General features: G+C 40.4%; 12 protein-coding genes. 8 read left to right on the forward strand and 4 right to left on the reverse strand.

Annotation, left to right across the window (positions count from 1 at the left end; translation table 11 throughout):
* Positions 1-45: 45 nt before the first annotated feature.
* The 4 genes from ACSAZL_RS01205 to ACSAZL_RS01220 all read left to right on the forward strand — a co-directional run bounded on the left by ACSAZL_RS01205 (position 46) and on the right by ACSAZL_RS01220 (position 9,274).
* Entirely contained in the window at positions 46-4,242 is a 4,197-nt protein-coding gene (locus tag ACSAZL_RS01205; RefSeq protein ID WP_440946943.1) for a tetratricopeptide repeat protein, read from the forward strand.
* Positions 4,239-4,457: a hypothetical protein gene (locus tag ACSAZL_RS01210; RefSeq protein ID WP_440946944.1), complete on the forward strand. Its 219-nt coding sequence runs from the start codon at positions 4,239-4,241 to the stop codon at positions 4,455-4,457. Before ACSAZL_RS01205 ends, ACSAZL_RS01210 begins: the two co-directional genes overlap by 4 nt.
* Positions 4,454-4,912: a hypothetical protein gene (locus tag ACSAZL_RS01215; protein WP_440946945.1), complete on the forward strand. Its 459-nt coding sequence runs from the start codon at positions 4,454-4,456 to the stop codon at positions 4,910-4,912. The genes ACSAZL_RS01210 and ACSAZL_RS01215 overlap by 4 nt, the downstream gene beginning before the upstream one ends.
* Positions 4,913-5,908: 996 nt before the next feature.
* Positions 5,909-9,274: a tetratricopeptide repeat protein gene (locus ACSAZL_RS01220; protein WP_440946946.1), complete on the forward strand. Its 3,366-nt coding sequence runs from the start codon at positions 5,909-5,911 to the stop codon at positions 9,272-9,274.
* Between the two features lie 444 nt (positions 9,275-9,718).
* Here the strand turns inward: ACSAZL_RS01220 and ACSAZL_RS01225 are convergent, their stop codons facing one another.
* The 4 genes from ACSAZL_RS01225 to ACSAZL_RS01240 all read right to left on the reverse strand — a co-directional run bounded on the left by ACSAZL_RS01225 (position 9,719) and on the right by ACSAZL_RS01240 (position 12,092).
* Positions 9,719-9,850 carry a hypothetical protein gene (locus tag ACSAZL_RS01225; RefSeq protein ID WP_440946947.1) on the reverse strand — a complete coding sequence of 44 codons (132 nt, stop codon included), beginning with the start codon at positions 9,848-9,850 and terminating at the stop codon, positions 9,719-9,721.
* 13 nt (positions 9,851-9,863) lie between these two features.
* Complete coding sequence (locus tag ACSAZL_RS01230; RefSeq protein ID WP_440946948.1) at positions 9,864-10,307, reverse strand: hypothetical protein; 444 nt, start codon at positions 10,305-10,307, stop codon at positions 9,864-9,866.
* A 204-nt stretch (positions 10,308-10,511) separates the two neighbouring features.
* Positions 10,512-11,588 carry a hypothetical protein gene (locus ACSAZL_RS01235; RefSeq protein ID WP_440946949.1) on the reverse strand — a complete coding sequence of 359 codons (1,077 nt, stop codon included), beginning with the start codon at positions 11,586-11,588 and terminating at the stop codon, positions 10,512-10,514.
* Positions 11,589-12,092 (reverse strand): hypothetical protein, encoded by a 504-nt coding sequence (locus tag ACSAZL_RS01240; protein ID WP_440946950.1) that lies wholly within the window; start codon positions 12,090-12,092, stop codon positions 11,589-11,591.
* 286 nt (positions 12,093-12,378) lie between these two features.
* On the opposite strand from ACSAZL_RS01240, the gene ACSAZL_RS01245 reads away from it, so the two are divergent.
* The 4 genes from ACSAZL_RS01245 to ACSAZL_RS01260 all read left to right on the forward strand — a co-directional run bounded on the left by ACSAZL_RS01245 (position 12,379) and on the right by ACSAZL_RS01260 (position 14,693).
* Entirely contained in the window at positions 12,379-12,687 is a 309-nt protein-coding gene (locus ACSAZL_RS01245) for a hypothetical protein (RefSeq protein ID WP_440946951.1), read from the forward strand.
* 382 nt (positions 12,688-13,069) lie between these two features.
* Positions 13,070-13,537 (forward strand): hypothetical protein, encoded by a 468-nt coding sequence (locus tag ACSAZL_RS01250; RefSeq protein WP_440946952.1) that lies wholly within the window; start codon positions 13,070-13,072, stop codon positions 13,535-13,537.
* Position 13,538: 1 nt separating this feature from the next.
* A complete protein-coding gene (locus tag ACSAZL_RS01255) occupies positions 13,539-14,393 on the forward strand; it encodes a hypothetical protein (RefSeq protein ID WP_440946953.1) in 855 nt (284 codons plus the stop codon).
* A 9-nt stretch (positions 14,394-14,402) separates the two neighbouring features.
* Positions 14,403-14,693: a hypothetical protein gene (locus ACSAZL_RS01260; protein ID WP_440946954.1), complete on the forward strand. Its 291-nt coding sequence runs from the start codon at positions 14,403-14,405 to the stop codon at positions 14,691-14,693.
* Positions 14,694-14,792: the final 99 nt, after the last annotated feature.

Consider the following 14,792-nt stretch of genomic DNA (forward strand, 5'->3'; position numbering starts at 1 on the left):
TTTAAATTTATTAAGTATTACATCTAAATAATGTTGGTGATTATTTTGGACTATTCTTCTCTCGATTTTCAAGTTGCCAGATCCCCCGAAGCACCTCCGTATATTTACCGTGCCTCTATTCTGGAGGATGGAAATGTAGTTGTAAGCCACGATTTCGAACTTAGAAACGATCTGAGTCTTAAAGAGATGCTTAAGGATATCGAAGAAAAGGTTACTGAAAGTCCAGAGGAATTAAAAAAGCAAAAGGAAAAAGTGGAAGCACAGAAAGAAAGGGAGAGAGAAGAGTCACACGTCAAATTTGGGAAAATGTTATACAACAGAGTATTTTCTGGTGAACTAGGCGAATATTTCAATGAAAAAATAAACAAAATTCAGGAAAATGGCGACAGACTCAGAATTTCGCTCATGTTTGATAAAGAAGTTCCTGATATTGCATCTCTGCCTTGGGAATACCTGCATGACAATGAAGATTTTCTGATTGTAAGAAAAAGCATCCTTATTTCAAGGCTGCCTGCAGGTGTGATGAAAAAAAAGTTTGCACCTATAGATTCAATACTTAAAATACTGGTAATAATTTCCGGTCCTGAAGACCCCAGGACTTCTCCTTTGAACACAGAAAGGGAACAGGAAATCATTCTTGAAGCCGTAGACAAGCTTGTTAGAGAGCAAAAAATAAAAGTTGACATTACAGAAGACGCAACTTTTGAAAATGTCGAAGGCTACCTGAACGAACAAGATTACCATATCGTCCATTTCACAGGACATGGGATTAGCATAGATGGCAAAGGACATCTTGTATTTGAAACCGAAGACCAGAAAGCTAGGCTTATTGATAACAGAACCCTTTCTGACCTTTTTTCCGAACGTGGCATCCGGCTTGTAGTGCTCAGTTCTTGCGAATCAGCTAAAGGTTCAAATAAAGAAGCTTTTAGTGACCTGGCCAGTATGCTTTCCAAAAAAGGGATTCCTGCTGTAGTGGCAATGCAATACTCTGTAATTGATGACATCGCAACAAAATTTGCATTTAGTTTTTATAAAACGATTGCAAGCGGAAAATCTGTTGACATTGCTCTAAATGAAGCCAGGCTCGTGATGAAAAACACAGAAAAAAGTAATGGGTTTGACTTTGCAACTCCAGTACTATATTTATTGGATCACAATTGTGTTCACGTAGGAAACTTAAAATCTGAACCTTCCGAACTTGTTTTCAAACCAAGTATGATGCCTGATCTGCAGGTCATGGATAAAGGATTTGTTGCCAGGAGAAAAGAACTCAGGCTACTTGAGAAAGGCTTTAAATCCAATGTAAAACGAGCTGCAATCATCTATGGTTTTGGAGGAATTGGGAAAACCGTACTAGCAACTCGATTTGCATTAAAGATGAGGTATTACTTTGAAGGTACTCTGGGAGTAAAATTCACTTCCAGCACTAGGCCTGAAGATATTCTGGAGAAATTCAACAGCTTTTTACTTATGAAAGGGAGACCCGAACTGAACCAGCTCCTGAACCAGCAAGTCCCTCTTGAAGTTAAAACTGCTTTGCTGGTCACAATATTAAATCAGATAAGATTCCTCGTTATCTTCGACAATTTTGAGGACTGTCTGAACGAAGATAGAAACGATATTGAAAACCCCGAACTTAAAGCATTCATCCGTCACCTCCTAAACAACACAATTAGAAAGACAAAATTCCTCATAACAACTCGCTTTGACTTTGATCCCCTTGATGGCAGGCTTACCTCGGGAATTGAACATATTTCTCTTCCAGAGCTCCATTTCTCTCAAACAAACTGGCTCATGAACAATTATACGGAACTGGCAGATCTGGGAATACGAAAGAAAAAGGATATATATAATGTCATAGGCGGACATCCTTGGACTATAGGCCAGTTTGCTATACTTGCCTCCAGTCAGGGGGTGGATGACCTCCTATTGGAGCTTGAACCTCTCCAAAAAAAGCTTATTGAGTTCACCCTGTTGGATATAACCTATTCTAAATTGAATCAAGATGCAAAAAAGCTTCTAGTCTGCGCCTCAATCTTCGAAGAAGCCATTCAAATTGAAGCATTATCCTGGATTGTCGGAAACGAAAATGATGAATGTCCATCTATTAGAGAACCTCTTATAAAACTTTTTCAGTGGGGTCTTATTTCTCAAGAACATGAATACGGCAGGACTGTTTACTCTTTGCATACGATCGTAAAAGATTTTTCGCGGAAGAAACTGGAAGAAACTGGATTGAACAAAAAAAATCTACTCATCAGGGCTGGCAGATACTATGAAAATCTAGTATCTCAATCTAAAAGCATATGGGATTACCTGAAGGCACGAGATTACTACTTCCAAGCCGAAGACTGGGAAAGAGCAAACGAAATTGTAGAAAATACTTCAGAACTCCTGATCTGCTGGGGATACATCGAACTTGCAATGTATATGCTATACGAATCCATCAAAACGACATCAGGAGTTACAAAAATAAATGCTGAGTTCACTCTTGCGACAATCTACAAAAACTTAGGAGATATAAATACCGCATTTAACATATATAATGATGTTAAATATAAATATGAGGAAAGGGGGAATAATAGGGGGGTTGCACAATCACTGCACCAGCTTGGAAATGTTCATTATCTTCAGGGCAACTACGAAGAAGCGGTCCAAAAGTATAACCAGTCCCTGAAAATTGCAGAAGAGCTGGGAGACAAAAGCGGAATTGCAGGTACACTGCACCAGCTTGGAAATGTTCATCAGCAGCAGGGCAACTACGAAGAAGCGGTCCAAAAGTATAACCAGTCCCTGAAAATTGCAGAAGAGCTGGGAGACAAAAGCGGAATTGCAGGTACACTGCACCAGCTTGGAAATGTTCATTATCTTCAGGGCAACTATGAAGAAGCGGTCCAAAAGTATAACAAGTCCCTGAAAATTGCAGAAGAGCTGGGAGACAAAAGCGGAATTGCAGGTACACTGCACCAGCTTGGAATGGTTCATCAGCAGCAGGGCAACTACGAAGAAGCGGTCCAAAAGTATAACCAGTCCCTGAAAATTGCAGAAGAGCTGGGAGACAAAAGAGGAATTGCACAATCACTGCACCAGCTTGGAAATGTTCATTATCTTCAGGGCAACTACGAAGAAGCGGTCCAAAAGTATAACCAGTCCCTGAAAATGAAAGAAGAGCTGGGAGACAAAAGCGGAATTGCACAATCACTGCACCAGCTTGGAATGGTTCATCACGACCAGGGCAACTACGAAGAAGCGGTCCAAAAGTATAACCAGTCCCTGAAAATTGCAGAAGAGCTGGGAGACAAAAGCGGAATTGCAGGTACACTGCACCAGCTTGGAAATGTTCATTATCTTCAGGGCAACTACGAAGAAGCGGTCCAAAAGTATAACCAGTCCCTGAAAATGAAAGAAGAGCTGGGAGACAAAAGAGGAATTGCACAATCACTGCACCAGCTTGGAAATGTTCATCAGCAGCAGGGCAACTATGAAGGAGCGGTCCAAAAGTATAACCAGTCCCTGAAAATGAAAGAAGAGCTGGGAGACAAAAGCGGAATTGCAGGTACACTGCACCAGCTTGGAATGGTTCATCAGCAGCAGGGCAACTACGAAGAAGCGGTCCAAAAGTATAACCAGTCCCTGAAAATTGCAGAAGAGCTGGGAGACAAAAGCGGAATTGCAGGTACACTGCACCAGCTTGGAATGGTTCATCAGCAGCAGGGCAACTACGAAGAAGCGGTCCAAAAGTATAACCAGTCCCTGAAAATGAAAGAAGAGCTGGGAGACAAAAGAGGAATTGCAGGTACACTGCACCAGCTTGGAATGGTTCATCAGCAGCAGGGCAACTACGAAGAAGCGGTCCAAAAGTATAACCAGTCCCTGAAAATTTCAGAAGAGCTGGGAGACAAAAGCGGAATTGCACAATCACTGCACCAGCTTGGAATGGTTCATCAGCAGCAGGGCAACTACGAAGAAGCGGTCCAAAAGTATAACCAGTCCCTGAAAATTTCAGAAGAGCTGGGAGTCAAAAGCGGAATTGCACTAACATTAGGACAATTAGGAGTAATATATTTAGAAAAGGAAGAGTATTCATCTTCCCTTCGTGCTTTCCTTACTGCCTTCTTCATTTTTAAATTACTCAATTCCCCTTATGTTCAATTGGCTGAAAATTACTTGGCCTTATTGAAAGATAAGATGGGAGAGGAAGATTTTAATGCACAAATTGAAGGACTGATGAATAAATGACCTCTGAACTTGCTGAACTTATCAAGTGTCGTCACTGTGGATTTAAATTCCGCACAGATGTAGAAAAAATTGTTGAAGATGGAGAAACTGTTGTCGTTCGTTTAGGTTTTTCTGATATTAAAAAGACTTTGAGGCGAGAAAATACAAAAAAACTGCACATAGACCTTACTTGCCCCAATTGTAAGAAAGAATTCGAATGGGAAGTAAAAGTATGAGTGAAGGTGAAATTAATAGTGAGATTAAAGCAGAGGAAGCACCATTCATTCCTTCAGAACCCAACCCATTTTGGAAGAAGAATGCCGAAAAAATAGTAGGAGAATCTATTTCTAGCATTGAAGATACTGCAAAACAGTTTGTTACAATAAATGGAGTTCTTCAGGGGATTTATTTTCATGCGATAGCTTTTTCAGACATGAAGAATACATCTTTTCATTCGGTTTTGATTTATGCTTCACCACTGGTTCTATGGTTTCTGAGCCTCTTCTTTGCAGTTTTAGTGCTATTCAGAAACAAATACAACATAAACATCAATTCAAGTAAGATTTCCAAAAAATGTTTCGAGAAAATTGTAACTGGGAAATACAGACTTTTATGGATCTCTGGAATTTTTTTGGTTCTCAGTTTCGCGGCGCTAATTATAGCCTTTTTACGTTATCTGAGTATGGTTTAATCTCGGAATCATAGAAAATAATTTAATTTTTCATTTTGAGTATGGCAGTGAAATTTTGGGTCAAAACTTACTGGAAGTTGAGAACGGAAAAGTAATAATCCTCTGACTTTACAAAAATGCTTTTATTTTTCTTTTCTTGCGACTTTTCTAGCATTAAAATCGCTAATAGACGGCATTCTAAAAATTGTCTATGTAACTCTCATAGCTTCTTTGCATTTATCCTCCTACCTGCAGGCAGAAACCAAGATATCCTTATACCTATTGTAATGAACAGGTTTGTACTCGCATACCCCCTCCGGATCCGCCAGGACCCTGCAGCCTGAGGGAGGCTGCTCTCCCAGGGCAGACCTTCACAGAATTGCGGCATAATTTCCCGGGAAATAGCCTACCAAAATGGACATCCTTTCCCTTCCAGGAAGTGTCTGAGTCCAGAGGAAAATCTTCCTGGCAAGGGAGGAAAAATCTTCTTGGCAGCTCAGGTCCAAACTAAGAATTCTATTACTTACAGTTATTTTCTATACTCAAAAATTTTAAAAATTTATTTTTTTGTAATACTTAGTAAGCATTTGGAACATTAATTCCTTAGAAATTGGATAATACAATAAGAGGTCCTTGTTTTTTGCCTATGTGTCAGAAAACATGATCGTTCTATATTATATAAGAATGGACTTGTTTGGGCCTGCAGGTAGGAGAGTAAATGCAAAAAAATTATGAGAAAAACATAGGCATGTTTTGAGAGTGTTTGTTGATAGTGTTTTTTCATGTATTTTTTGATAAGTTATTTCCCGGAAAATAATGTTCCAGGATTTTCCTTCCCAAGCTCCAAGACTTCTATTGTAAAAAGTTGCTATCACTTTTGATCCTTGAATGTCTGTAGTGAACGTTCAGTCAATTTGTCTGATTTTGGGGATTGAAAAATTTATATATGGCAAGTTAAAAATGCTTCAGTAGGTTGAAAATTTAAGCTGATCAAGAACTAAATTTTGGAGGAATTGAGTGCCAGCTTGCCCCACTCCTATATTTGGAAACGAAGAACGACCATTTGTTGACAGAGAAGAATTCATCGAAGCATTTGAAACAGCCTTCAAAAATATTGGGAAAAAAGATTACAGCGTTCTGGTTTACTATGGGATAGGCGGAATCGGCAAGACAAGTTTGCGAAAAGAACTTCCAAAACGGCTTGAAGAATATAATGAATCCTATCAAAATACAGACGTTATTTGGGCTTCAGTTGATTTCAGCATAGAGTCCCACAGGCAAATGGATAAATTTCTTGGAATCCTGAAAAACGAATTGAATCAAAAATGCGGTGTCAAATTCCACCTATTTGATATTGCACATGCCACCTACTGGCGAAAAGTAAACCCTCAGATTCCTCTTTCAAGAGATGGTTACTTCGAGGACAGCATTGTAACGGATCTCCTTGATTCATTTGGCGGGCTTGTATCTATAAATTACAGCAGCATCAAAAAAGTTGTGGGCAAGGCTCCTGATCGTCTTAAGGAATGGTCTTTAAAAAGGGAAAAGGAAATAGCAAGATTGCCAGATATGGAAGCTCTGGATATTGAAAAAATGCTTCCTGAATTCTTTGCACACGACTTGGCTGACTACCTGCAAAGAACTTCAAAATCAGCAGTTATTTTCATAGACAGTTATGAAGCTCTCTGGGAAAAGGAACGAGGGCAGGGAAGTTTTAATTCTCGAGATGAATGGATAAGGCAACTTATAGAAAAACTTCCAAAATCAGCCCTGTGGGTAATCTGCGGAAGGGAGGAAATCCGCTGGAATGAAGGCAAAAGATACTGGAACAATTATCTTGAACAAAAAGAACTCAAAGAACTCCCCGAGAAAGATGCTTTTGATTTTCTTACTCGCTGTGGAATTAAAGAAGAAGAAATTCAAAAGGTAATAATTGAAGGTAGTGAAGGTGTTCCTTATTACCTTGAACTTGCTGTTGATACATATACTGAAATTGCAAAGACTAGTCCTCCAAAATCGAGTGATTTTGCCACAACTCAAATTGAAATTTTTGACAGATTTATGAAATACTTGAGTAGCCCCGAACAAGAAACACTGAAAGTTCTTTCAACTCCCCGTTTCTGGAATAAAGAAATCTTCAGAGAATTAATCAATAATTTCAATACTTGTTATCCCCTCACAGCTTTTTCGGAATTGAACAGATTCTCCTTTGTCCAGGAAAATGAAGGGAAACTCCAATTGCATCCACTCATGAGGAAGAGCTTGCAAGTTTACCAGGCTCAAGATTTGAAAAAAGAAGCCCACGGCTTTATGTGTGCTTATTATGGCAACCAGATAAAAGATCTCGACATAAAATCCATAACCAAAGAACACGAAACCGCTTTAACTGAAGCCTTCTACCACGCAAAAGAGGCACTTGAAGCAGAAGATTTGCTCAATTGGTTTATTTCTGTCTCTGATCCCTTCTACAGAGCCGCATTCTGGCAATTAATTACCCCAATGTATGAAGAAATGCTGCAAACTCTGGAAGCAAAATTTGGACCTGATAACTCATATGTTGCAACAAGCCTAAACAATCTCGCCTTACTCTATCTTCATATGGGTGCTTACGAGAAGGGACTGCCCCTTTATGAACGGGCACTTGAAATTAGTGAAAAGGTTCTTGGTCCACAACACCCCTCTGTTGCAGCAAGCCTGAACAATCTCGCAGGACTCTATGATAATATGGGTGCTTACGAGAAGGGACTGCCCCTTTATGAACGGGCACTTGAAATTAGTGAAAAGGTTCTTGGTCCACAACACCCCTCTGTTGCAGCAAACCTGAACAATCTCGCAGGACTCTATCTTCATATGGGTGCTTACGAGATGGGACTGCCCCTTTATGAACGGGCACTTGAAATTCGTGAAAAGGTTCTTGGTCCACAACACCCCGATGTTGCAACAAGCCTAAACAATCTCGCAGGACTCTATCTTCATATGGGTGCTTACGAGAAGGGACTGCCCCTTTATGAACGGGCATTTGAAATTCGTGAAAAGGTTCTTGGTCCACAACACCCCTCTGTTGCAGCAAGCCTGAACAATCTCGCAGGACTCTATGATAATATGGGTGCTTACGAGAAGGGACTGCCCCTTTATGAACGGGCACTTGAAATTAGTGAAAAGGTTCTTGGTCCACAACACCCCGATGTTGCAACAAGCCTAAACAATCTCGCCTTACTCTATCTTCATATGGGTGCTTACGAGAAGGGACTGCCCCTTTATGAACGGGCACTTGAAATTCGTGAAAAGGTTCTTGGTCCACAACATCCCTCTGTTGCAGCAAGCCTGAACAATCTCGCAGGACTCTATGATAATATGGGTGCTTACGAGAAGGGACTGCCCCTTTATGAACGGGCACTTGAAATTCGTGAAAAGGTTCTTGGTCCACAACACCCCTCTGTTGCAACAAGCCTGAACAATCTCGCCTTACTCTATCTTCATATGGGTGCTTACGAGAAGGCACTGCCCCTTTATGAACGGGCACTTGAAATTCGTGAAAAGGTTCTTGATCCACAACACCCCTCTGTTGCAACAAGCCTGAACAATCTCGCAGGACTCTATGATAATATGGGTGCTTACGAGAAGGCACTGCCCCTTTATGAACGGGCATTTGAAATTCGTGAAAAGGTTCTTGGTCCACAACACCCCGATGTTGCAACAAGCCTAAACAATCTCGCCTTACTCTATGATAATGTGGGTGCTTACGAGAAGGCATTGCCCCTTTATGAACGGGCACTTGAAATTCGTGAAAAGGTTCTTGGTCCACAACACCCCTCTGTTGCAACAAGCCTGAACAATCTCGCCTTACTCTATCTTCATATGGGTGCTTACGAGAAGGCACTGCCCCTTTATGAACGGGCACTTGAAATTCGTGAAAAGGTTCTTGGTCCAGAACACCCCTCTGTTGCAACAAGCCTGAACAATCTCGCAGGACTCTATGATAATATGGGTGCTTACGAGAAGGCACTACCCCTTTATGAACGGGCACTTGAAATTCGTGAAAAAGTTCTTGGTCCAGAACACCCCTCTGTTGCAACAAGCCTGAACAATCTCGCAGGACTCTATGATAATATGGGTGCTTACGAGAAGGCACTACCCCTTTATGAACGGGCACTTGAAATTCGTGAAAAAGTTCTTGGTCCAGAACACCCCGATGTTGCAACAAGCCTGAACAATCTCGCAGGACTCTATGATAATATGGGTGCTTACGAGAAGGCACTACCCCTTTATGAACGGGCACTTGAAATTGCTGAAAATGTGATGGGAGCAAACCATCCAAACACTATTATTGTAAAAAATAATTTCAAACAATTCATTAGTGATATGGAGAAGAAAGAGAAATAATGAGATCTTATTCCTAAATTTCAGTCTAGTTAAGGATAGTTTTCATTTTTGCAGCTTCCTGCATTTCTCCAGATGAAAGGATACTGTAATGTTTCTGGATAACAGAGTATCACCTGTAAGCTTTGCAGCTTCCATCGGGTCTAGCCTGAAGCTTGGACGGACTTTATTCATATCGCTCTTAATTCATGGAAAGACCCTTCTGGATACCGGCATGCTCACAGTAAGCTTGGAGTCTGATATGCCGTTCTTCCGGTAAATGGGAACAGAAATCCCCTCTTATTTTTCCCTCTGGAGTTCCAGACCTTCTGGATCAGGAGTACTACATATATCGTCACAATAAACCATCGTCACAATAAACCATCGTCACAATAAACCGGCTTTGATCGCGGCCGCTCTGGTTGGGAGTAGATAGAAACAGGCAGATCTCCTTATTATCACTTAATTTTATCCTCTCCTCGTTCTCCTTTTATGCCCTCCGATATATCCGGCTTTACTTTTCTTCATCCGTTCTTTTTCGTCATTACAAGGGTTCTCTTGAGCTCCAGGGACGTTTATTTTTTTCCAGTTTATTGCCATTCCCCCTCCTCCGTCATATGTAATAATTAAAATATGCACTCATAAACAGCATGCCTAATAAAAAACTGAACCCAATAGACCAGATCTGAAAAGTACTGATGCCTGCAATATAATGAGGCCAGGTCTTTTGTTTTGGAGCTGTCAATTTCCGGATCCTGGTATCCAGGCTAGAAATTAATCCATCCTTTTCCTCAATCCAGCTTGAGAGCTCCGAGATCTGCCTATCCTTTGCTTCTGTCCTGCTATTTGCAGCTAATATTTTATTTTCTAATTCGTTTTTTATCTGCTCGCAGTCAGATTCTTCCTCTCCCTCTCCTTCTCCTCCTCCTGCAATTATCCATTTAAATCCTTTTATAATAGCTTCTGTAATCCCATATCCCCTTTCTTGGACCCCATCGCATAGATCAACTGGTATATTAGCATGTATCCCTTTCTTCTCATCGGCAACGGCTGACATATGTACACCCATGTGTTTTATTTGAACATGTTTTGTGTATGGTCTACTGATATTGATTTTACAAAGATTAAATGTTTAAGTTTGCTTTTGATATACGCTTTCATCCGATATCGATTTTAAAAAAGCATAAATCTGAATCCTCTTGATGCTGATTTCCTGATATATAATATAAAACTTGCCAGAATTAAAGACAATTTGGTATTCTCAAATCGTTGTCGGCTTCTTCTTTGCCCTAGGTTGATTAAGGGCCGGGGGGTTTGCCGTCGCGAGCGAATTTTTTTTGTTTGCTTTACTTACCTTGGTTATTTTTGTCCTTGCCTTCTTTGCTTGTTTGACTGCTTCAGCATCTACCTTTTTTGGTTTGAAGATATTCCAGCTGCTCGCTGTCTGTCTCTTGATACCCATTAGTCCGCCTATATCATCCTGGCTTAAACCCTGGTCCTGCAGGCTTCTGGCAAGCGCGGCAAGGGCTTCCTCTTTCTTTTTCAACATTGCAACTTCCTTCTCATCAATTTTCTTTTCCTTGCCTTCGAGGTTTTTAAAGAATTCAGTTTTCCGTTTCTTATATTGCTGGATGAATGAGTTTTTAATTCCATACTTTTCATGGAGGGTGTTAATCTGTGGCACCGGGATTTCCCCTATAACATCATATCCCATATCACCAGGCACTTTATATTTTACAATCAGTGGGTCATTGATTCCGTCGTTTAGGACTTTGAAGGGAAACACTGTTTTTCGAGTAAAGGTATTCCCATGTGGATCTGTGCCATAATAGGACTTGCATCTCAACAGCACATCAAGTTGCATCCTGACCTGGTAGTCAAGCAGATTGATATGCTGGAAGTTTGCAATGATCGCCAGGTTCCGGAATCCGAAAACCTGAAAATATTTATTAAGTAGGATGTTAACTTCGTCCATAAATTCCCTGTTGTATGCCGTTACCGAAGCTTCTTCCCATACTACCGGTTGCTTCCTTACCGTGTCATCGGTTAATAATGCTTTAAGCTCATCGAAACTAAAACAAATGTTATCAATGGGAAAGTCTGGATCTATTGCAAAAGCGGTAGCGAGGGATAGCTCACTTTTTCCAGTTCGACGGGGGCCAATAAGAGCCAAAAAAGCTGAGTCGTCGATTCTAGGAGAAATTTTCATTTTTGCAGTGTTTATAAAAATATTGTATTGGTTGAATTTCCTGGAAACCTCGTCCGGGTCAATAATTTGGGTTTTTTCGAACTCTCCGAAGGTTTCTATATCATCAGGAGCTTCCCCGATTGCTACCAATTAAATCCCTACCTGGTACAATCTCATGAAGTCCTCAAGTTCTGCCTTTGCGTCCGCAACAGCATCTACGTTTTCAAAAAATAACTTGCTTTCAAAATCTTTGTCAACTGATACCATTTTCAAAGGACCGCGCTTAAATGCATACGCGCAGATTCTGATAATGTAACGCTCGATTATTTTTGAAACTTCATATTTTACGAAGTCCCGCTCCTGCATCTTCCTTGTCTTAAAATCCATATTTTCTATTTTTTCAGACCTCAACAAATTCTCATAATGCCGGAATACTCTCAACTGTGCAGATATTTTTTCTTTTTTCAGGACTCTAATAGCTTCTCCTTCTTCTTTTTTCAATACAAGGGTTCCCAACGTATACCCAAATTCGGAAAGGTTCCCTATCGCTATTGCATCGTTTGCAGTCTCCGCATCGGTTACTGCATCCAAAAACGCAACAAATGGCCTGACAACAAAAGGTTCTTGGTGTTCATGTGGTGTATTGGATCTCATTTTATCACTTTTATGTTATATTTTTTATAAAGTTGTTTTTATATTTAGACGTGTTTTTCTAAAGATTTACATAAATATATATAGTTATTTTTAGATATATGTTTTGTGAAAAGAAAAACGGAGTTATAACATGTATATTATATATGTTATATATACTATATAGAACATATAATAAAATTTCCATTGAGGTGAAAATACGAGATCTTCCAGCTCAAAGAATTTCCATGAAAAACACAGAGGTGTAAACCGGGAACAGGAGACACAGAAAAAGAATAACATTCTCTGTATGTTAATAGCTTTAGTTTGTTTCCTGGTTCCTCGCACACTTTCCGAAGACGAAAAGGCGGCTATGGGAATCATCTCTCTTATCATCGGTGTTGTTATGATTATCATGATTGAGATGTACATCCCGAGTATGATTGCCCCTGTGGATAGTGCCAGCTTCGAAGCTGTCAACGCAACAGGTGATGCTGACTGGATTGCTCTCCAGGCAGATCAGTCTGACCAGGCTATTGCTACCACAAAATCTATAGGAATCGTTCCTCAGGTTCTTGGTGTAGTGGCAGTATTGTCGGTTTTGACAATGTTAGGATAAGTTTCTAAAGGAGTATCCGATATGGATATTACTTTTTTTATTTTTCTGTCTCTAATAGCGTTCTTCTTTATGTTTTATGGTTGGCATACGGGCGGAATTAATTTCATTTTTTTACTTGTCAGTTTAATAATTTTTACAATCCTGTCTTTCAGCAGCTCGGAAATTACGTGGACATATGTAACAATTACGAATAGTACAGCCGTCGATTATACAGTTACCCAGAGATCTATTGTGTTCGCTCGGCTCTATCAATTACTCTCCGGATTATGTTTTTTTATGACACTTGGAAAACTGGCAATATTTGCAGAGGAAAATACCAGGGTCGATTTTTCAAAAATCTGGGAAAAAATCACAAAAGGAAAAGTTTGAACAGGTGTGAAAAATGCAGCAGCCGAATGCCCCTCCAATTAACTTGAATACCTTCAATCCTGCGCAATACCCTTACATGGGATATGGTGGAGGCTCAGGAGTTGAAATTCTAAAATTCGTTTCGCAATTCAATGCTCCAAAGGAAGTCTCGGAAGAGCATTGGGGACCGACTTCTAAAATTATAAGTTTGGGTAATTTCGTTCCTGGAGACCTTGCAGATCTGGATTTCTATTTTGATAGCATCCGGGCAAAGTCGTTTTCTAAATTGTCAAGGAAAGAGCTCTCAAACTTCGATGAAAGGACCTTTGATAATCTCGCTATGGTCTATATCGGAGAAAAAAGCCTGTCTCAGGGCGGTTTCCTGATGACCAGGTCCAGCGAGAGCAGAATAATCCAGCAGTCTGAAACCCAGAACAACCGAACAAGTCTAAAAGAAATGCTATTCGGAAGAAAAGAAAACAGCAACGAGGGAATGATGTAAAATGACCTTGATGAACGTACCTGATTTTTTAATTGTAATTGTTGAGCTACTTGCATTGTTCCCTGTTGCTATGGTCCTGTTCTTCGTAAAGTTCCCGGATGCATTTCCGATTTTCTGGACCATAGTAAAACGGCGTAATTTTGTGTGTATGCTCCGTGATGATATCGTACTTGATATCCGTCCGGCAAAAATGGAGTCGAATCTCTGGAAAGTCTTTGATGGGATCGGAAAAAAAGCAATGGTAACACACGAATTCGAATCAGACCCAAAAGACGTTTTCATTATGTTTGGCAGGCCCTCGATTATGGTGAACGAAGACAATACAAGGGCAGTAAGACCGGAGATTAACGAACTTATCAGCTATATGAAAACCGAGATGGGATTGAAAACAAAAAGAGAATTCGAAAACGCTATTCTTCGAGCAAATTATCTTATTGAACTTTTAAAAAATGTCACCAGTGATGGGGGATATTGGAAGAAAAACGAACAGACCGGAGAGAATGAATTTATTAAAATTTCTTTTGATGAGTTCTGGGATAAGCAGATAGACCAGGAAACCCGGGAATTTCTCACAAAGTACAGAGACATTAAAGACGGTGGCCTGGTTCTCAATGGTTTTAAGGTAATACGGATTCATGACGTAGAAGACTACATAGATCGCCATAACCCCGAGACCTACGCTGCAAATGAAATATACATAAAACGCAAAGCAGAAGCAAGCGCGAATCAGGATCTGAAAAAACTAATCTTTATCGTGATTATAATATCAGCTGCGACCCTTCTGGCTTTACTTTACCTGAATAGCGGGGATGCAACCGGAGCAGCTGCAGCGGGTACGCAGTTTGTACCAAGGTAAGGTGGTCAAATGGTCGGAGCACTCGGAGCTGCAGTAAAATTCCTTGCTACAATTTTTGGTATAGGGCTTATTTTTCTCTATACCCAACCTGCTTTTGATTATCAGGAATCTGTAGCTCAGGGTATGGGAGGGTATGCGGAGGAGAATTACGCTTTTGCAGTTGGAAACAGACAGTTCGTACTTTTTACTTTTGTCATTCTTGCAGTGGTCGTTGGAGTTCTTGAAGTTTTCGGGGTAGAGGATAATTCAACTTATAGAATGTCAAGAGGATTCAATGGGGGTAGGCGGGGGCAAAGATGAAAACACGGATGTGGATGTTATCCTTTCTTCTTGTTCTGTCTCTGCTATCCACAAACGCACTTGCGGAGACAGGAAACCCGTATGGCAATATCGTACTCA

Origin of the sequence: Methanosarcina mangrovi, assembly GCF_052057765.1 — an archaeon.
Taxonomy (GTDB): domain Archaea; phylum Halobacteriota; class Methanosarcinia; order Methanosarcinales; family Methanosarcinaceae; genus Methanosarcina.